Genomic DNA, 18,681 nt, shown 5'->3' on the forward strand with positions numbered 1-18,681 from the left:
TTTCTTCCCCTCGTCTTGCCTCCGGATTGTGCCGATGCCCGCGCGCGACAGCGACAACGCTCCCGAAATCCGGATCAACGCCTTCGACATGAATTGCCTCGGGCACCTCTCGGGGGCGCTCTGGACCCACCCGCGCGACACCTCGCTCGGCTACAAGACGCTCGAGCATTGGATGGAGCTCGCCAAGCTCCTCGAAAGCGGGCTGTTCGACGCGCTCTTTCTCGCCGACGTGCTCGGGCTCTACGATGTGTACCGGGGCGGACCGGAAACCGCTCTGCGCTACGGCACGCAGGTGCCGAACAACGATCCTCTGCTGATCATCCCGGCGATGGCGGCGGTGACCCGGCATCTGTGCTTCGCCGCCACGGCGATCCTCTCCTTCGAGCCGCCTTACACGTTCGCCCGCCGTCTCTCCACGCTCGACCACCTCACCGGTGGCCGGATCGGCTGGAACATCGTGACGGGCTATCTGGACAGCGCCGCCCGCGGCGCCGGCCAGGCGCGGCAGACCGCGCACGACACCCGCTACGAGGTCGCCCACGATTATATGGAGGTGGTCTACAAGCTCTGGGAGGGCAGTTGGGACGACGACGCCGTGGTGGCGGACCGCGCGGGCGCGACCTACGCCGACCCGCGCCGCGTGCGGGCCGTGCATCACGACGGTCCCCATTACAAGCTCGATGCGGTGCACCTGAGCGAGCCGTCGCCGCAGCGCACGCCACTTCTGTTCCAGGCCGGCACGTCTGAGAAAGGGCGCGCTTTCGCCGCCCGTCATGCCGAGGCGGTCTTCATCAACGGCCGCTCCAAAGCCACCGTCGCCTCCCACATCGCCGACATTCGCCGCCGCGCCGCTGCTCTGGGGCGCGATCAGGCCGATGTGAAGGCTTTCGTCGAACTCCATGTCGTGGTGGCGAAAACCGAGCAAGCGGCCCGGGCGAAGCTCGAAGACTATCGCCGGCACGCGAGCCTCGAGGCGTCGCTCGCCCTGCAATCCGGCTGGACCGGGATCGATTTCGATCGCTACGGCCTCGACGAGCCGCTGCGCTATGTCGAGAACGACGCGATCCGCTCCGGGCTCGAAGCGCTGACCCGCACCAACCCCGAGAAGCGGACTTGGACGCCCCGCCAATTGGCCGATGCCGGGCTTGCCGGCGGCAGCACGACGACCCTGGTCGGGACGCCGGAGACAATCGCCGACCTGCTGCAGGAATGGCAGCGCGATACCGGCGCGGACGGCTTCAATCTCTCACACGCCCTCCGCTACGAGAGCTTCGTTGACTTCATTGAACTGGTCGTGCCCGAACTTCAGCGTCGCGGCGTCTACAAACGCGGCTACGGCGAAGGCACCTTCCGCGAGAAGATCTACGGTCGCGGCCGTCGGCGTCTGCAACATCCCCATCCGGCGGCGTCGTTCCGGCACGACCGTGCGGTTGTGGTCGCGTAGCCGTTTTCGATCGGTCCGAGGCGTTCGATCGGCGGCGGAAGGCGACGTCTCAGGCCGGCGAAGGGGCGGCGGCTGGACACGGCGCCACCCATGGGCAAGCGGTCTTCGGCGGCCGCGCGATGGCGATCGGTGCGTTGCGCCCGGCTCAGCCGGAATGGCCTTCCGCTGAATAGACTATTTTGAATATAAACATTCTGGTTTATGCCGCCTCGCTCCCGCATCATCGACACCGATCCCGACGCCCCTCCCGGCGTTCGGGCCACTTTCCGGGTTTCGAGATGACGCGCCAGATCCGCTTCAATGCCTTCGATATGAATTGCGTGGCCCACCAATCGCCTGGGTTGTGGCGGCATCCGCGTGACAAATCTTGGAAATACAAGGATCTCGATTATTGGCAGGATGTCGGGCGCACGCTGGAACGCGGCATCTTCGACGGCATCTTCATCGCCGACGTGATCGGCTATTACGACGTCTACAAGGGCAGCAACGTCCACGCTATCCGCGAGGCGGCGCAGATCCCGGTCAACGATCCGCTTCAGCTCGCCGCGCCGATCGCGCTCGCGACCGAGCATCTCGGCATCGGCATCACCGCCTCGACCTCGTTCGAGCACCCCTACACGTTCGCCCGCCGCCTCTCCACCGCCGACCACCACACCAAGGGCCGCGTCGGCTGGAACATCGTCACCTCCTATCTCGAGAGCGGGGCGAAGAATATCGGCCAGGGCGGATTGCGGCGGCACGACAACCGCTACGAAGTCGCGGCCGAATATGTCGAGGTGCTCTACAAGCTGTTCGAAGGCAGTTGGGAGGAAGGCGCCGTCGTCCGCGACCGCGAGCGCGGCATCTTCACCGACCCGGCCAAGGTCCACGAGATCGGCCATAAGGGCAAGTTCTTCGAGGTGCCCGGCTATCATCTCTGCGAGCCGTCGCCCCAGCGCACGCCGCTGCTCTATCAGGCGGGCGCCTCGGGGGCCGGCAAGAAGTTCGCCGCCGAGCACGCCGAGTGCGTCTTCGTCGCCTCGCCGATCAAGTCGGTGCTGAAGGCCTACGTCGCCGACATCCGTCGTCAGGCCGCCGCCGCCGGGCGCGACCCGCGCAAGATCTACGTCTACAACCTCATCACGATCATCGTCGACGAGACCGACGAGAAGGCCGAGGCGAAGTTCCGCGAATACCAGTCGCACGCCTCTTATGACGGCTCGCTCGTCTTCATGTCGGGCTGGAGCGGCATCGATTTCGGCCAATATGCGCCGACCGATCTCGTCCGCAAGGTCGAGACCAACGCGATCATCTCGATGGTCGAGACCTTCGCCGGCGGTGAGAAGTCGTGGACCATCGAGGAACTGGCGGCGTGGGGCGGCATCGGCGGCCTTGGTCCCATCTTCGTGGGGTCGCCCTCGACGGTTGCCGACATCCTCGAGCAGTGGGTCGCCGAGACCGACGTCGACGGCTTCAATCTCGCCTATGCGGTGACGCCGGAGAGCTTCGAGGACGTCGTCGGCTATCTGGTGCCGGAATTGCAGCGGCGCGGCGTCTATCCGACCGCCTACCGGCCGGGCACGCTGCGCGAGAAGCTGTTCGGCGCGGGTCCCTATCTGCCGGCGACCCATCCGGCCGATCGCTACCGCGACATCGAGGCGGTGAAGCGCCGCGAGGCCGCCGAGGCCCCGGCGCCCGTGCCCGAGCCGGTTCAGGCCTGATCGCGATGGCCGACCCGATCCTGAAGCTCGAGAACGTCTCGCTCTCCTTCAAAGGCATCAAGGCGCTCAACGCCTTGAGCTTCGAGGTCGCGCGGGGCGAGATCTGCGCGCTGATCGGGCCGAACGGGGCGGGCAAGAGCTCGCTCCTCAACGTCATCAACGGGGTCTACCGGGCCGATCGCGGCGATGTGGTGCTCGACGGGCACCGCTTCGTGCGCATCCGGCCCGGCCGGGCGGCGCGGCTCGGGATCGGCCGCACCTTCCAGCACAATGCCCTGTTCGGCCGCCTGAGCGTTCTCGACAACGTACTCGCCGGCCTCACCCGGCTGAGCCGCACCACCCTCGTCGAACACGCCTTCGGGCTGAAGCGCGAGCGGGCCGAAGCGCGCGATTTCCGCCGTCGCGCCGAGGAAACGATCGCCTTCCTCAACCTCGTGCCCTACCGCGACCGCATCGTCTCGACCCTGCCCTACGGCGTGCAGAAGCGTGTCGATCTCGCCCGCGCGCTCGTCGCCCGGCCGCGGCTCCTCCTGCTCGATGAGCCGATGGCCGGCATGAACCAGGACGAGAAGCGCGAGATGAGCCGCTTCATCCGGGACGCCAATGCGACCTACGGCACCACGGTGGTGCTGATCGAGCACGATATCGGCGTCGTCATGGGGCTCTCCCACCACGTCGTCGTGCTCGATTACGGCCGCAAGGTCGGGGACGGCTCGCCGGAAGAGGTCCGGCACAACCCGGATGTCATCGCCGCCTATCTCGGCACGGTTCACTGAGGCGCCCCATGTCCTTCTTCATCGAGACATTGGTCGGCGGTCTCCTCGCGGGCGTGATGTATTCGCTCGTCGCGATCGGCTTCGTGCTGATCTACAAGGCCTCCGGCGTCTTCAATTTCGCCCAAGGGTCGCTCGTGCTCTGCGCGGCGCTCACCTTCGTCACCTTGCGCGAGCGGGGCATCGATCTCTGGCTGGCCGGTCTCGCCACCCTCGTCATCATGGTGGCGCTGGCGATCGCGGTGGAGCGCGTCGTGCTGCGCCCGCTCGTCGGCCAGTCGCAGATCACCCTGTTCATGGCGACCCTGGGCCTCAGCTACGTCATCGAAGGCGGCGCGCAGATCCTGATGGGTGCAAGCGTCCACGAACTCGATCTCGGCATCGTCGATGTTCCGGTCGAGATCGGCCCCATCCTCGTCAGCCAATTCGACCTCGTTGCGGCCGCGGCGGCGGGCGTCCTCGTCGTCGGGCTGTCGCTGTTCTTCAACTGGACGCGGACCGGCATCGCGCTGCGGGCCATCGCCGACGATCCGCAGGCCGCCCTGTCGATCGGCATCCGGCTGCAACGGCTCTGGCGCATCGTTTGGGGCGTCGCCGGCTTCGTCGCCCTCGTCGCGGGCCTGCTGTGGGGCGCGCGGCAGGGCGTCCAGTTTTCGCTGACGCTCGTGGTTCTGAAGGCGCTGCCCGTCCTCATCATCGGCGGGTTCACCTCGATCGCCGGAGCGATCGTCGGCGGCCTCATCGTCGGTGCGGGGGATGCGCTCGCCGAGATCTATCTCGGCCCCCTCCTCGGCGGCAGCGTCTCCACCTGGTTCGCCTATCTGCTCGCCGTCGGCTTCCTCCTGGTGCGGCCCGCCGGCCTGTTCGGCGAGCGGGCGATCGAAAGGGTTTGAGCGATGTCGTCGATCGAAACGGGCTCCCCGGCGGTCGCCGCCGCCCCGGCCTTCGCGAGCGGATCGCCCAACGCGCGGGGCCTCGCACTCGCCCTCGGCGGGCTCGCCGCTCTCGTGCTGTTCGTGGGCGTCCCTCTCGTCGGGGACGATTATTGGCTCAACGCCATCCTGATCCCGTTCCTGGTGATGACGCTCGCCAGCATCGGTCTCAATCTCCTGATGGGCTATGCGGGGCAGGCTTCGCTCGGCACCGGCGCCTTCATGGCGACGGGCGCCTACGCCACCTACAACCTGCTGCTCCGCCTGCCTGACTTGCCGCTGCCCGTCAGTCTCGTGCTGGGCGGCCTCCTCTCGGGCCTCGTCGGCGTCGTCGTCGGCCTGCCGAGCCTGCGCATCAAGGGCTTCTACCTGCTCGCGACGACGCTCGCCGCGCAGTTCCTCCTCACCTGGATCTTCAACCAATATGGCTGGTTCTCGAACTATTCGAGTTCGAGCTCGATCTCGGCGCCCCGCCTCGAGATCGCCGGTCACGATCTGTCGTCGCCGGCCGGACGCTACCTCCTGACCCTGACCAGCGTCGTGGTGATCGCGACAATCGCCGCCAAGCTGGTGCGTAGCGAGACCGGCCGCACCTGGATGGCGATCCGCGACATGGACACCGCCGCCGCCGTGATCGGCGTGCCGGTCGCGCGCGGCAAGCTCTCGGCCTTCTTCGTCGGCGGCTTCGTCTGCGGCATCGCCGGCGCGCTGTGGGCGTTCGCCTATCTCGGCACCGTCGATGCCGGCAGCTTCAACCTCGACCGCTCGTTCCAGGTGATGTTCATCATCATCATCGGCGGTCTCGGCAGCCTCGTCGGCAGCGTCATCGGCGCCGCCTTCATCGTGCTCCTGCCGATCCTGATCGACCGCGTCGCCGGCGGCCTCCTCGGCGGAGCCATCGATGCGGGCCAGCTCGAGAATTTCCAGAAGGTTCTCTTCGGCGCGCTGATCATCTGGTTCCTCATCAAGGAACCCCGCGGTCTCGCCGAGCTCCTCGCCCGCGCCGTGCGGTGGCTGCGTTCGCCCGCGCGATCCTGACGCAATCCCCCTCCCCTCCCGCTCACCCGTCCCGGAGACCCCGATGAAATTCTCCCTGAAATCGCTCTGGCGCAGCGCGGCGCTCGCCGTCGTCGGCGTCGGCCTTGCGTTCGGCACGGTCGCCCCCGCCGCGGCCGAGGACGCCAAGGTCCAATATATCCCGCTGCTGACCTATCGCGTCGGCGCCTATGCTTCGAGCGGCATCCCGATCTGGGCCGGCATCATCGACTACTTCACCTATCTCAACAAGGCCGAGGGCGGCATCAACGGCGTCAAGCTCGTGTGGGATGAATGCGAAACCGAGTGGGGCGTCGAGAAGGGTCTCGAATGCTATGAACGGGTGAAGCACGGCAAGGACGGCTCGCCGGTGCCGATCCTGTGGCCGCATTCCGACCCGATCGCCAAGGCGCTGCTCGAGAAGGCGACCGCCGACAAGATTCCGCTGCTGACGCTGAACTACGGCCCGACGGAATCCGTCGACGGCCGCGTCTTCCCCTACTCGTTCCCCGTCGTGCTGAGCTTCTATTCGGAAGCCTCGACCGCGATCAACTACATCGCCCAGGTTTCGGGCGGTAAGGACAAGCTGAAGGGCCTCAAGATCGTGACGCTCTATCACGATTCCCCCTACGGCAAGGAGACGCAGACGCCGCTCGCGCTGCTCGCCAAGACCTACGGCTTCGAGGACATCCAGATCCCCGTGCCGCATCCCGGCAACGACCAGACCGCCGAATGGGCGCGCATCCGCCAGATCAAGCCGGATTGGGTCTTTCTGCGCGGCTGGGGCGTGATGACGCCGGTCGCGATCAAGACCGCCGCGAAGGTCGGCTTCCCCGTCAACCACATCATCGGCGGCATCTGGTCGAGCTCCGAGGAAGACGTGCGCCCGGCCGGTGCGGTCGGCAAGGGCTACCTCGCCATCACCACCTATCCGGCGGGCAGCAACTTCCCGCTCGACGAGAAGCTCAAGAAGTACGTGATCGACAAGGGCCTCAGCAACCTGAAGGACCCGAAGAGCTTCGGCTCGGTCTATTACAATTCGGGTCTCGTCGACGCGATCATTCTGACCGAGGCGATCCGCACGGCGCAGGGGAAGTTCGGCAACCGTCCGATCAACGGCGAAGAGGGCCAGTGGGGCCTCGAACATCTCGACATCACCGAGAAGCGCCTCGCCGAGATTGGCGCCGTCGGGCTCGCCCCGACCCTCAAGCTCTCGCCCTCCGACCACGAAGGCGGCGGCATCGCCCGCGTCATCCAGTGGGACGGCGAGAAGTGGAACACGGTCAGCGACTGGATTCCCGCCGACACCGACCTTCTGCGCCCCGTCATCCTGGAGAAGGCCGCGGCCTACGCCAAGGAGAAGGGCATCACCCCGCGCAACGCCGACGGCACGACCAACTGAGCCGCCGGACCGAGCCACGGAGGATCGCATGAGCGCCGTGTCCCACACCGCCGACGTCGCCCCACGGACCGCGGCCGCGCCCTTCCTCGAAGTGCGCGATCTCGAGGCGGTCTATGGCGGCGCGATCCTGGCGCTGCGCGGCGTCTCACTCGAGGTCGAGGAGGGCGCGATCGTCGCCCTCCTCGGGGCCAACGGTGCCGGCAAGACCACGACGCTCAAGGCGATCTCCAATCTCCTCGCCCAGTCCCGCGGGTCGCTCACCCGCGGGACGATCTCCTGGCGCGGCGAGCCGACCACCCGGCTCGACCCCGCCGATCTCGTCGCCCGCGGCATCGTCCAGGTGCTGGAGGGTCGCCACGTCTTTCCGCAATTGAGCGTCGAGGAGAACATCCTGTCGGGCGGCTTCGTGCGGCGGCCGAGCCGGGCGACCCTGCGCGCCGACTTGGAGCGCATCTATGCGTGGTTCCCGCGTCTCAAGCAGAAGCGCCGCACCAAGGCCGGCCTGACCTCGGGCGGCGAGCAGCAGATGACGGCGATCGGCCGCGCCCTGATGACGAAGCCGCGCCTCGTTCTGCTCGACGAGCCGTCGATGGGTCTCGCGCCGATCATCGTCGAGGAGATCTTCGAGATCATCCGTGCCCTCAATCGCGACGAGGGCGTGAGCTTCCTCCTGTCCGAACAGAACGCCACCCTCGCGCTGCGCTATGCCGACCACGGCTACGTGCTGGAGACCGGCCGGATCGCCGCCTCCGGCACGGCGGCCGACCTCGCCGCGCGGGACGACGTGGCGGAGTTCTATCTCGGTCGCAGCACCGCGCCGCCGCCGAGCCCCTGATCCCTCGCCCAGCTTCGACCCGTTTCTCGCATTCGCTCTGGAGTTTCCTTCGTGACCTTTCCGCATGGTGTTTGGGGCGTCGGCCCCAGCGGTTCCTACGAGGCGCTCGCCGATCGCTTTCGCCCCCTGTTCGCTCGCATCCGCGAGGGCGCGGCGAAGCGCGAGGTGACGCGCACCCTCCCCTTCGAGGAGATCGGCCTGTTGCGCGAGGCGGGCTTCACCGCGCTCCGGGTGCCGCAACGCTTCGGCGGGGCCGGCGTCACGCTGCCGGAATTCTTTGCGCTGCTGACCGAACTCGCGGCGGCGGATTCCAACCTGCCCCAGGCGCTGCGGTCCCATTTCGCCTTCATCGAGGACGTCGTCAACGCGCCGGAGAGCCCGCAGCGCGACGCTTGGCTCACACGGCTCGGCGGCGGAGAGCTCGTCGGCGGCGCCTGGACCGAGATCGGCAACGCGGTCGTCGGGACCTTCGACACGCGAGTGACGCGCAACGGCAGCGGGCTCGTCCTCACAGGCAAGAAATATTACACGACCGGCTCGCTCTACGCCGATTGGATCGAGGTCGGTGCCATCGACGATGCGGGCGAGTCCGTCATGGTCCGCGTGCCGCGGAGCGCGGCCGGTATCGACATCGCGGACGATTGGGACGGCTTCGGCCAGATCCTCACCGCGAGCGGCACCGCCGTGTTCGACAAGGTTCCGGTCGCGGACGAGGACGTGATCGGCGACGGCAACCGGTTCCGCTATTCGGCGGCCTTCTTCCAGACCGTCCACCTCGCGACCCTCGCCGGCATCGCGCGGGCGGCGGCGAGCGACGTCGCCGCCGCCGTCGCCGAGCGCCGCCGCACGTTCTCCCACGCCGCCGCGCCGGTCGCCGCGCAGGATCCGCAGATCCTCCAGGTGGTCGGCAAGGTGCACAGCCATGCTTATGCCGCGGGCGCGATCGTGGAGAAGGCGACGGCTGCGCTCGAGCGCGCCGCCCTCGCCCACGGGGCGGGCGACGAGGCCGCGGAAGAGGCGGCGAACATCGCCGCCGAGATCGAGGTGGCGCAGGCGCAGACGGTCGTGACCAGCCTGGTGCTCGAGGCGACCACGGTCCTGTTCGATGCGCTCGGGGCGTCCGCGACGAGCCGCCCGAAGGCGCTCGATCGCTATTGGCGCAATGCGCGCACCCTGAGCTCGCACAATCCGCGGATCTACAAGGACCGGATCGTCGGCGATTATGCCGTGAACGGTACGCTGCCGCCGTTCCAGTGGACCATCGGCGCCACGCCCACCTGAGTGAGACGGGCAACGCGGTCCAGGATCGGGGTCAGCTCTCGGGGTCAGCCTGCGGTCGCGGGGGCGGCCCCGTAGATCTCCTCGCCGATGATCCGCCCGGCTTCCATCCTGACCACCCGGTCGCACAGGTGGGCGACGACGCCGGGATCGTGGCTCACCAGCACCGTCGTCATCGGCCGGCGCGCCTTGAGATCCTGCAAGAGGTTCAGGATGTCGGCCTGGACCGACATGTCGAGGGCCGAGGTCGGCTCGTCGAGCAGGAGCAAATCCGGCTCGACGACCAGGGCGCGCGCGATGGCGATGCGCTGGCGCTGCCCGCCCGACAATTGGTGCGGATAGCGCTCGGCGATGTCCGGGGAAAACCCGACCTGGGCGAGCGCGTCGGCGAGCCGCCGCTCTCGGTCGTCGAAGCCGGCCACCACCATCGGCTCCGTCAGCGTGCGGCGGATGCGGTGGCGCGGATGCAGCGAGCCGTAAGGGTCCTGGAACACCATCTGCACCGCGCGCCGGCGCCGGCCTGCGAGCCGGGTTCCCGGCACGAGCGGCGCGCCGAGAAGGTCGATGCGGCCGCGCCAGGCGCGGTTGATGCCGGCGAGCACCCGGAGAACGGTCGACTTGCCGCACCCCGACGGGCCGATCAGGCCGAAGGTTTCCTCCGCGGCGATCGAGAAGGAGACCCCGTTCACCACGGACCGCGTCTCCCCGTCCCGCTCGAAGTCGATGACGAGGTCTTCGATGCGGACCGCGCTCACGGCGATGTCTCCAAGCTCGCGGTCTCCAAACTCGCGGCGTCCAGATGCGCCGCGTCCAGGCTCGCCCGGTCGAGGGTGGGCAGGCGGGTTCCCCGCGTCGTCGCCGACGGACGGCAGCGCCACAGGGTGCTGGTGTAGGGGTGCGTCGAGAGGGGCAGATCGGCGGCCCGGCCGCGGTCGACGATCCGCCCGCGGAACATCACGATCGCCCGGTCGCACACCCGCGACACCTGCTCGAGGTCGTGGCTGATGAGGATCAGGCCCATGCCCCGCGCCTCGGTCAAACCGATCAAGAGCTCCAGCACCTGATCGCGCAGGTGATGGTCGAGGGCCGAGGTCGGCTCGTCGGCGATGAGGAGGCGCGGCTCGGTGACGAGGACGGAGGCGATCATGGCGCGCTGGCCCATGCCGCCAGAGAGTTCATGCGGATAGGCCCGGGCGATCCGGACGGGGTCGGGCAGGCCGACGCTCTCCAAGGCGGCGAGCACTTTGTCCCGCCGCTCGGCGCGGCCGAGCTTGGTGTGGAGCCGCAGGCTCTCCTCGATCTGCGCGCCGACCGCCATGACCGGATCGAGCGCGACACGAGGGTCCTGGAGGACGAGCCCGACCTCGCGGCCGCGGAAGTGCGTCCAGTCCCGCGGCGAGAAGGCGAGGAGCGAGCGCCCGGCCACCGCGAGCGTCTCGGCTTCGAGCCGGGCGGAGGCCGGCAGCAGGCCCATGATGGCGCGGGCCGTGAGCGACTTGCCGGAGCCGGATTCCCCGACGATGCCGACCCGTTCGGCCCCCATCGAGAAGGAGACGGATTCGACGGCTCGCCGGCCGCCTTGGCCCGGGAAGGCGATCGAGAGGGCTTCGACCGCGAGGAGCGGCGATGCGTCCGGTTGGTGGGGGGGCGAGGCGGTCATCGGTCAGCCGTGGCGCGGGTCGAGCACGTCGCGCAACCCGTCGGCGATGAGATTGAAGGAGAGGCTGGCGAACAGGATCGCCGTGCCCGGCGCCGCCGCGATCCACCATTGATCGAAGATCACCGTCGTTCCGTCGGCGACCATGCTGCCCCAATCGGGCGTCGGGGGCCGCACGCCGAGGCCGATGAAGCCGAGGCCGGCGGCGGCGAGAATGATGCCGGCCATGTCGAGCGCCATGCGCACCGTGGCGCTCGGCAGCACCACGGGCAGCACGTGGCCGAACAGGAGCCGGGGCCCGCGGATGCCGCCCATCTCGGCCGCGGCGAGGAAGTCGCTGCGCCGGATCACGCTCGCTTCCGCCCGCGCGAGCCGTGCATAAGCCGGCCAGCCGGTGATGGCGAGGGCGAGCGCGCCATTGACGAGGCCCGGACCGAACACCGCGACGAAGGCGAGCGCCAGGGCGAGGCGCGGAAAGGCCATGCCGATGTCGGTGAGCCGCATCAGGATGCGCTCGACCCAGCCGCCCGCCGTGCCGGCGACGATGCCGATCGCAAGCCCGAGCGGCAGCGAAGCAACGGTGACGAGCAACACGAGCCCGAGCGTCGGCCGCGTGCCGTAGATGAGCCGCGAGAGCTGGTCGCGGCCGAACCCGTCGGTGCCGAGCCAATGCGCGGCGGACGGCGGCGCGAGGCGGTTGGCGACGTCCTGGACGATCGGGTCGTAGGGGGCGACGAGTGGCGCGCAGGCGGCGGCGAAGAGAAACAGGCCGAGCAACGCGAGGCCGGCGACTGCGGTGCCCGACTTGAGGAGACCGCCGAGGATGTTGCGGTCACCCAGGCTGACCGGGGCTTCGAGGGCGTCGACACTCATGCGCGCACCCGGGGATCGAGACGGCGGACGATGAGGTCCGCGACGGCGTTGACGGTCACGAAGGCGGTTCCGATGGCGAGGGTGCCGCCGAGGATCGCCGGCATGTCGGCGGCGAACACGGCGGTCGACATGTAACGGCCGATGCCGGGCCAGGCGAACACGGTTTCGGTGAAGATCGCCCCTTCGAGCAGTGTCGTGTAGCCGAGCGCGACCACGGTGACGACGACGCCCGAGACGTTGGGAAGGGCATGGCAGAGGATGATGCGCAGGCGTCCCGCGCCCCGGGCGCGGGCGGCGACGACATAATCCTTGTCGAGTTCGGCGAGGAGCGCCGCGCGCGTCAGGCGCGCGATGCCGGCGAGCACGTGGACGGCGAGCACCAGCGCCGGCAGGATCATGTGCTTCAGGGCGTCGGTGAGGGCGCCGGGCTGCCCGGAAAGCCAGGTGTCGAAGAGCGCCGAGCCGGTCGGCCGGTCGATCGTGTAGGCGATGAGATCGTCGAGCTGGCCGGGCCCCGCCGCCCAATGCAGCCGGGCATAGAACAGCAGCAGCATCAGGAGCCCGAGCCAGAAGATCGGGACGGAATAACCGATCAGCGACACGATCCGCACCACCGCGTCGAGGGTTCCGCCCGGCCTGAGCGCCGACAGCACTGCGAGGGTGAGGCCGACGATCGTGCCGATCGCGAGCGCGACGGTGGACAATTCGAGCGTCGCCGGGAAGACCCGGGCGATGTCCGCGGCAACGGAATCGCCGGTCGCCCACGAGGTGCCGAGATCGCCGTGGAGCACGCGGTCCACATAGGCGACGAAGCGCGTCGCGACCGGCTGGTCGAGCCCGAGCGAGCGGCGCGCCGCCTGATAGGTGGCGTCGCTCGCATGGTCGCCGACGAGGTGCAGCGCCGGATCGGCGGGGGACGTCTCGCCGAGGGCGAAGGTGAAGACGAGAAGCCCGGCGAGCGTGACCGCCAGCGTGGCGAACCAGGTAACGAGGCCCCATACAAAACGACGACCCCGCCGGGCGGTGGCCCGGCGGGGAACGGAAACGCCGATCTCGGGCTCCGCGGCGCGTTCAGTCACGTTATTTGGTCACTCCGGCATAATCGACCTGGTCGGCGTTGAGGCCCTGAACATAGCCTTTCACGTCGTCGCGTAGAACCAGTTGATTGTTGGCCTGGAGGATGACGACGAACGGGCTGTCGGCCTGCACCGCCTTCTGGATCGCCAGATAATCCTCGGCGCGCTTCGCCGGATCGGTCTCCTCGACGGCCGCCTGCGTCTCATCGGAGAGCTTCGGGATCACCCAGCCCTGCCGCCACGCCACCGTCTTGGTGCCGTCGTCGCGGTTGATGGCGAAGGCGCTCGCGTTCGAATGCGCGTCGAAATAATCCGGGATCCAGAACAGGAGCGCTGCCTCGTGCTCGCGGCCGCGGATCTTGGAATAGAACTGGCTCGCGACCGCCGGCTGGACCTCCAGCGTGATGCCCGCCTTGGCGAAGTCGGATTGCAGCGCCTGGGCGATCTGCGGATAGGGCGGCTGGTTGATGACGTCGAGCTTGATCGTCAGGCCCTTGTCGAGGCCCGCCTTGGCGAGGATCTCCTTGGCCTTCGGGATGTCCTGCTTGAACGGGTTGTCGTCGAGCGAGCCGGGGAAGCCCGACGGCAGGAACGCCTGGTGAACGCTGTACTGGCCCTTCAAGAGGTCCTTTGAGATGCCCTGGTAATCGACGATCCAGCGCGCCGCTTCCCACAAGGCGGGGTTCTTGGTGTTCGGATTGGTCGGGCTCACCAGATTGAAGGCGAGATAATCGATCTCCGCGGACGGCACGCTGAGCACCTTGAGGTCGCTCTTGCCCTTGAGGGCGGCGATCTGGTCGGCGCCGAGATCGCGGGCGATGTCGACGTCGCCCTGCTCGACGAGGAGACGGCGGGCGGCCGGATCGGTCACGTTCTTGAGGATGATGCCCTTGAGCTTCGGCGCGCCGCCGACGGCATCCGCGTTGGCATCGAGCACCAGGGCCTCGTGGGGCTTGTAGGCCTTGATCTTGAAGGGGCCGGAACCGGCGGAGGCCTGATGCAGCCAGGCGTTGCCGTAATCGTTGTTGGCGACATGCGCCGACACCGTCTTCTCATCGACGATCGACGCAACCGGGGCCGACAGGATCGACAGCGCGAAGGACGGGCCGACCTTCGCCGGCCACGCGACCTTGACGTGGCTGTCGTCGACCTTGCTCAGGAAGCCGTCCACGTTGTCGGCCTTCCAGCCGAGCTCGTTGAGGATGAAGGCCGGGCTCTTGTCGAGCTTCACCGCCCGCGACAGCGAGAAGATCACGTCCTCGGGGCGGATCGGGTTGCCGGAGGCGAACTTCGCCCCGTCGCGGATCTTGAACACGAGGGAGCGGCCGTCGGGGCCGGCCTGCCAGCTCTCGGCGATGACCGGATCGAGCTCGGTCGGCTTCACCAGATCGGATTCGACCAGGCGCTGATAGAGGCTGTTGAACGACTGCACGGTCGTCAGCTCGAAGCCTTCCGCCGGATCGAGGCTGACGATGTCGTCGATCGGCTGGGCGACGACGAGGATGCCCGGCGGCGTCGCGGCCTCGGCCGGTGCCAGGAGGGCGGTGCCGGCGAGGAGCGCGCCGGCGAGAAGGGAAGCTTTCAGGGGGCTCGTCATCTGTCGTCTCTGTCCTGGGCCGAGCTTATGGCGGGCGAAAGGGGGTCGGGCGGCGAGGTCAGGCTGGCGCTTCAGTCGACGGCTCGCCACCGAATGGATCGCAACCTAGCGGCGACGGACCCTCGACGGCGACGACATTATTTCTCAGAAATCCGTAGAAGCGGAAAAATCTTTCCCTATACCCCCACAAAGTTCGGCGCGGCGGAATGAACGTCCGCCGCGCCGCAACAGGCGCCGTCTCGTCGCGCCGTTCATCGGTGTGACGGGCCCTATGCGTGACCCGCGGCGGCATCGGCGCGGAGATAGGCGCGCCGCGTCTTCTCGGTCGGACGCACGGCGAGGCGCTCGGCGAGCAGGGCGCGGGCGAGGTTGGTCTGCCCGCTGCGCTCCGCCGCCGCGATCAGCGTCTGGATGAGGAGATCGCGCTGGGCGTGGCTGCCGCCGATGCGGATGGTCTTGTAACGCACGGGGAGAAGCCGATCGATCGCGCCGCGATGATCGCCCGCGGCGAAGGCGAGGACGCCGTCGATCAGGCGGCGGCCGACATCGACCGTGATCGCGTGGTTGTCGCCCCGGCCGTCGCGGGCATAGGCGTCGAGCGAGGCCGTGAAGCGGTGCAGCGCCTCCGGATCGCCCGACCGCGACACCGCAAGGGCGATGTGGAGATCGTTGAAGGCGAGCACGTGGTCGTCGACGTGGGTGAGCCACTGCGCGGCGACCGGCGTCCAGCGCGCGCCGACGTCCGCTCCGGCGAGTTCGAGGCGCCACAGCAGCGCCGCGGCATCGACGAGATCGAGCAAGGAATCTTCGCCGAGGCGCGGCGCGACGTGGCGGTCGTAGTCTGCGAGCACGTCGTCGAAGCGCTCCTGCTCGATGAGGTAGAGCGCCAGATGCCAGCCGTTGTGGACAGACAGGGCGTTCGCCTTGCTCCAGGCCGGGCGGGACGCCTTCAGGAACTCGATCCCTTCCGCCTGCCGGCTCTCCGTCTCCAGCACGTGGGCGACCGCGTGGACCGCCCAAGCGTCCTCGGGATTGAGGGCGAGGGCGCGGCGACCGACCTCCTCCGCGTGGCGCAGTTCTCCCGCCTCTTCGAGCCCGAAGGCATATTGGCCGAGGACGTAGCCATAGTTGCGGCCCGCTTCGTCCCAGGCCGGGAGCACACGGGCGACGGAATCGCGGATGCTCTGCGAGTGCCCGAGATAGAAATAACTGTCGTGGGCGAAGCGCAGCGCGAGCGCGTCGGTCGGATGGTCGAGCAGAACCTCCTCCCAGATCTCCGTCGCGCCGATGATTTCGCCCGCCGCCCAGGCCTTCGCAGCGCCGAAATGATGCCGCTCGCGGGCCGTCGCACCGGCGGCGGAGGCTTCCGCCTTGTCGAGCGCGGTCCGCACCGCGGGGTGATCGCCGGGAACGCCGTTGAGCACGAGGAGCGACGCCACCGCGCTGTGGCCGAGGGTGAAGGCGGGATCGGCGTCGGCGGCTTCGCGCAGGACCGCCAGCGGGTCGCCCCGCCACGCATAATAATCGGCGACGGCGCGATCGAGTGCGGCCACCGAGGCCGCCTCCCCGGTCACGGACAAGCCCTGGTCATCGAGCGGCATCGGCAAGGTCCTTCTGAGGTCGTGCGGCGGCGTCACCGCGCGGTGCGGGCGCCCCGATGAAGTCGCGGATATCGGCGGCGACCCGGTCCGGGATCTCCCAGTGCGGAGCATGCCCGACCTCGGGATAATCGATCGCCGTCGGCCGCTCGAGGTGGCGGGCGAGATCGGCTTGCGCGCCGCGGTCGAACACGGCGTCCCGGTCCCCCCACAACAGGAGGGCCGGCCGGTCGAGAACGGTGTCCGGCACGTCCGGATCGTTCACGAGCCCGGCGAGCGCGCCGCGCCACGTGTCCGGATGCAGCCGCAGGCTCTCGCTCACGAAGGCCGCGAGGTCGGCCTCGCCGATCTCGCGGTGCGTGGTGCCGCGCTGGAAGGCCGTCACGAACGCGGGCGGAATATCCTCCCCGAGTGCGGCGAGTTCGGCGTCGAGTTCCGCGAGGCCCGGATGACCGGCCGCGGTCCGCGCGGGGCCGATCAGGATGAGGCTCTCGACGAGGTCGGGGCGGATCGCGGCGACGCGGTGGGCGACGATGCTGCCGAGCGAATGGCCGACGAGATGGACCGGCCCGCCCACCACCGCCTCGATGAAGGCGATGGCGTCGCCGGTGAAGTCGGCGATGGCGTAGCGCTCCGCCCGTTCGCTGAGGCCGTGGCCACGCTGATCGAGGAGCAGCAGGCGGCCGGCGCCCGCGAGCGCGGGGAGCAGCGGGGCGAAGCTCCGCCAACTGTCCGTGTAGCCGTGCAGGAAGACGAGCGTCGGCCCCTCGCCTTCCACCGCGACATAATGGTGCCGACGGCCGTCGTTCAGCGTGACGTGGCGGCTCGTCGTGCTGGGTTCTGCGACATCCGCCGTCACGACCGCACCTTCGCCTGCGTTTGGACCTGCGCCTCGCTTTGGCTCGTCGGGACGAGATCCGCTTCGAGCGCCGCGAGCGAAGCCGGCGAGAAGACCTTCAGGAGCAGGAACCAGGCGACCCCGAGGGCGAGCAGCCCGAGGAAGATGTAAGGCAGGATCGAGTACGGCCACGCGGGCACGGGATAGAGGCTGCCGGCGAGCGGGATCAGCAGAAGCAGGATGGTGATGATGCTGACCAGCGCATGCCAGGGCTTGTAGTGCCCGATCCTGCGCAGGAAGAACGGCGCGCCGGCGGCGACCAGGATATAGGCGAACAGGAAGCCGTAGGTCGCGATGGTGCCGAGCAGGCCGAAGGTGTCGAGCAGCCCGTGGCCCGATTGGGTGAGGCCGAGCGACAGGGCGATCGCGATAACCGCGAGCAGGCTCACCGCCACGTGCGGCGTCGCGTTCAGATGGTGCGCCGCGCTGGCGGAGCGGTGGAACAGGCCGTGGCGCGACAGGGCAAAGAGCACCCGGGCGCCGGCATTGATGCTGCCGAGGGTGCAGGCGAAGAAGCTCAGGGCGACGCCGAGATCGATGAGGCTGCCGACGAAGCGGATGTGGATCCCCTCCGCCGCCGTGGTGAGCGGCGCCTCGGCCTTGTCGAGCGAGACGGTCTGGCCGTGGAAGATGCTGGTCAGGCCATAGGCCGAGATGATGAAGAGGAGGCCGATCGCGAGCACGCTGACGAACACCGCGCGGGGAATGGCGCGGTGCGGGTCCTTGGCCTCGGCGCCGAGCGTCGTCGCGCTCTCGAAACCGACGAAGCTGAAGAAGGCGAGCACCAGGCCGAGCCGGAGCTGATCGGATCCGACGCCTTCGAGCGAGAACTGGGCCTTGTCGACGACGGGCCCGACGAACAGGACGGCGCCGATCACGACGACGAGGATCAGGACCACGGTCGCGAGTTCGATGGCGAGGGTGGTACGGGTCGACAGGCGGATGTCGCGATAGGCGAGGAACCAGGCGCCGGCGATCACCGCGAGGCTGACGACGATGGTGAGCGCCTGATCGGAATTCTGCACGCCGAAGGTGTGGGCGAGGACGAGCAGCGAATTCACCGCGCCGCCGATCACAGCACCGGCGGTGAAGAGATAGGCGATGAGGAGCGACCACCCCGCGATGACGCCCCAGAGGCCGCCGAGCCCCTGCCCCGCGAACACGTAGAGCGCGCCGGGGCTCGCGGTGTGGCGGGCGAACTGGTTGACGCTCCAGGCGACGAACAGGAGGGCGATGGTGGCGAACAGATAAGCGAGCCACGTGCCGTTGCCGGCGACGGCGAAGACGACGGGAATGACGAGCGCCGGCGTGCCCGACGGGGCGACGGTGCCGATCGATTGCGCCACCACTTCGGGGAGCGACAAGCGATTGGCGGCGAGCGTGGCGGTGCTTCGGGGCGTGGGGCGGATGGCGGTTGTCACCGCATCGGTCGGGCTCATGGCGCGGCTCCGAGAAAGGGCATCGAGAAGGTCCAGGCGAAGCACCCGGCACCGATTGCGCCTCCGCTCAGCCCTGTGATGATCCAGCATCGAAGCGGAGTGCTTTATTGTCAAGTTAGTCTATAAATATAGTATTCTAAAGCA

At 68.6% G+C, this 18,681-nt stretch carries 16 protein-coding genes; 8 read left to right on the forward strand and 8 right to left on the reverse strand.

The features are described from left to right. Window positions 1–34 precede the first annotated feature (34 nt). The 8 genes from F0357_RS18725 to F0357_RS18760 all read left to right on the forward strand — a co-directional run bounded on the left by F0357_RS18725 (window position 35) and on the right by F0357_RS18760 (window position 9,402). Window positions 35–1,444: an LLM class flavin-dependent oxidoreductase gene (locus F0357_RS18725; protein ID WP_153487444.1), complete on the forward strand. Its 1,410-nt coding sequence runs from the start codon at window positions 35–37 to the stop codon at window positions 1,442–1,444. Window positions 1,445–1,722: 278 nt separating this feature from the next. After that, window positions 1,723–3,144 (forward strand): LLM class flavin-dependent oxidoreductase, encoded by a 1,422-nt coding sequence (locus tag F0357_RS18730; protein ID WP_153487446.1) that lies wholly within the window; start codon window positions 1,723–1,725, stop codon window positions 3,142–3,144. Between the two features lie 5 nt (window positions 3,145–3,149). After that, complete coding sequence (locus F0357_RS18735; RefSeq protein WP_153487449.1) at window positions 3,150–3,920, forward strand: ABC transporter ATP-binding protein; 771 nt, start codon at window positions 3,150–3,152, stop codon at window positions 3,918–3,920. An 8-nt stretch (window positions 3,921–3,928) separates the two neighbouring features. Then, window positions 3,929–4,810, forward strand: coding sequence for a branched-chain amino acid ABC transporter permease (locus tag F0357_RS18740; RefSeq protein ID WP_153487451.1), 882 nt, complete (start codon window positions 3,929–3,931; stop codon window positions 4,808–4,810). A 3-nt stretch (window positions 4,811–4,813) separates the two neighbouring features. Next, window positions 4,814–5,887: a branched-chain amino acid ABC transporter permease gene (locus tag F0357_RS18745; protein ID WP_153487455.1), complete on the forward strand. Its 1,074-nt coding sequence runs from the start codon at window positions 4,814–4,816 to the stop codon at window positions 5,885–5,887. A 43-nt stretch (window positions 5,888–5,930) separates the two neighbouring features. Continuing rightward, the gene (locus F0357_RS18750) at window positions 5,931–7,286 is read left to right on the forward strand and encodes an ABC transporter substrate-binding protein (protein WP_153487459.1); all 1,356 of its coding nucleotides are present in this window, start codon (window positions 5,931–5,933) and stop codon (window positions 7,284–7,286) included. A 28-nt stretch (window positions 7,287–7,314) separates the two neighbouring features. Further along, the gene (locus tag F0357_RS18755; protein ID WP_153487462.1) at window positions 7,315–8,121 is read left to right on the forward strand and encodes an ABC transporter ATP-binding protein; all 807 of its coding nucleotides are present in this window, start codon (window positions 7,315–7,317) and stop codon (window positions 8,119–8,121) included. A 51-nt stretch (window positions 8,122–8,172) separates the two neighbouring features. Beyond that, window positions 8,173–9,402, forward strand: a complete 1,230-nt coding sequence (locus F0357_RS18760; protein WP_312861729.1) for an acyl-CoA dehydrogenase family protein — start codon at window positions 8,173–8,175, stop codon at window positions 9,400–9,402. Window positions 9,403–9,446: 44 nt separating this feature from the next. Here F0357_RS18760 and F0357_RS18765 read toward each other — a convergent pair whose 3' ends face one another. The 8 genes from F0357_RS18765 to F0357_RS18800 all read right to left on the reverse strand — a co-directional run bounded on the left by F0357_RS18765 (window position 9,447) and on the right by F0357_RS18800 (window position 18,537). Next, a complete protein-coding gene (locus tag F0357_RS18765) occupies window positions 9,447–10,154 on the reverse strand; it encodes an ABC transporter ATP-binding protein (RefSeq protein WP_208948507.1) in 708 nt (235 codons plus the stop codon). Then, window positions 10,151–11,059: an ABC transporter ATP-binding protein gene (locus F0357_RS18770; protein ID WP_153487466.1), complete on the reverse strand. Its 909-nt coding sequence runs from the start codon at window positions 11,057–11,059 to the stop codon at window positions 10,151–10,153. Before F0357_RS18770 ends, F0357_RS18765 begins: the two co-directional genes overlap by 4 nt. Before the next feature lie 3 nt (window positions 11,060–11,062). Continuing rightward, window positions 11,063–11,929 (reverse strand): ABC transporter permease, encoded by an 867-nt coding sequence (locus tag F0357_RS18775; RefSeq protein WP_153487470.1) that lies wholly within the window; start codon window positions 11,927–11,929, stop codon window positions 11,063–11,065. Next, a complete protein-coding gene (locus tag F0357_RS18780; protein ID WP_312861730.1) occupies window positions 11,926–13,008 on the reverse strand; it encodes an ABC transporter permease in 1,083 nt (360 codons plus the stop codon). Before F0357_RS18780 ends, F0357_RS18775 begins: the two co-directional genes overlap by 4 nt. A gap of 1 nt (window position 13,009) precedes the next feature. Next, window positions 13,010–14,602, reverse strand: coding sequence for an ABC transporter substrate-binding protein (locus tag F0357_RS18785; RefSeq protein ID WP_153487474.1), 1,593 nt, complete (start codon window positions 14,600–14,602; stop codon window positions 13,010–13,012). 269 nt (window positions 14,603–14,871) lie between these two features. Continuing rightward, window positions 14,872–16,203, reverse strand: coding sequence for a tetratricopeptide repeat protein (locus tag F0357_RS18790; RefSeq protein ID WP_153487477.1), 1,332 nt, complete (start codon window positions 16,201–16,203; stop codon window positions 14,872–14,874). Next, window positions 16,190–17,059, reverse strand: coding sequence for an alpha/beta fold hydrolase (locus F0357_RS18795; protein ID WP_208948473.1), 870 nt, complete (start codon window positions 17,057–17,059; stop codon window positions 16,190–16,192). Before F0357_RS18795 ends, F0357_RS18790 begins: the two co-directional genes overlap by 14 nt. After that, window positions 17,056–18,537, reverse strand: coding sequence for an APC family permease (locus F0357_RS18800; protein WP_208948474.1), 1,482 nt, complete (start codon window positions 18,535–18,537; stop codon window positions 17,056–17,058). The genes F0357_RS18795 and F0357_RS18800 overlap by 4 nt, the downstream gene beginning before the upstream one ends. Between the last annotated feature and the right edge of the window lie 144 nt (window positions 18,538–18,681).

The sequence above is a fragment of the Segnochrobactrum spirostomi genome, from assembly GCF_009600605.1.
GTDB classification, from domain to species: domain Bacteria; phylum Pseudomonadota; class Alphaproteobacteria; order Rhizobiales; family Segnochrobactraceae; genus Segnochrobactrum; species Segnochrobactrum spirostomi.

Bases quoted from the DNA above. Each gene is read 5' to 3' on its own strand.
- F0357_RS18725 (WP_153487444.1), top strand. From the start codon at position 35: ATGCCCGCGCGCGACAGCGACAACGCTCCCGAAATCCGGATCAACGCC.
- F0357_RS18730 (WP_153487446.1), top strand. From the start codon at position 1,723: ATGACGCGCCAGATCCGCTTCAATGCCTTCGATATGAATTGCGTGGCC.
- F0357_RS18735 (WP_153487449.1), top strand. From the start codon at position 3,150: ATGGCCGACCCGATCCTGAAGCTCGAGAACGTCTCGCTCTCCTTCAAA.
- F0357_RS18740 (WP_153487451.1), top strand. From the start codon at position 3,929: ATGTCCTTCTTCATCGAGACATTGGTCGGCGGTCTCCTCGCGGGCGTG.
- F0357_RS18745 (WP_153487455.1), top strand. From the start codon at position 4,814: ATGTCGTCGATCGAAACGGGCTCCCCGGCGGTCGCCGCCGCCCCGGCC.
- F0357_RS18750 (WP_153487459.1), top strand. From the start codon at position 5,931: ATGAAATTCTCCCTGAAATCGCTCTGGCGCAGCGCGGCGCTCGCCGTC.
- F0357_RS18755 (WP_153487462.1), top strand. From the start codon at position 7,315: ATGAGCGCCGTGTCCCACACCGCCGACGTCGCCCCACGGACCGCGGCC.
- F0357_RS18770 (WP_153487466.1), bottom strand. From the start codon at position 11,059: ATGACCGCCTCGCCCCCCCACCAACCGGACGCATCGCCGCTCCTCGCG.
- F0357_RS18775 (WP_153487470.1), bottom strand. From the start codon at position 11,929: ATGAGTGTCGACGCCCTCGAAGCCCCGGTCAGCCTGGGTGACCGCAAC.
- F0357_RS18785 (WP_153487474.1), bottom strand. From the start codon at position 14,602: ATGACGAGCCCCCTGAAAGCTTCCCTTCTCGCCGGCGCGCTCCTCGCC.
- F0357_RS18790 (WP_153487477.1), bottom strand. From the start codon at position 16,203: ATGCCGCTCGATGACCAGGGCTTGTCCGTGACCGGGGAGGCGGCCTCG.
- F0357_RS18800 (WP_208948474.1), bottom strand. From the start codon at position 18,537: ATGAGCCCGACCGATGCGGTGACAACCGCCATCCGCCCCACGCCCCGA.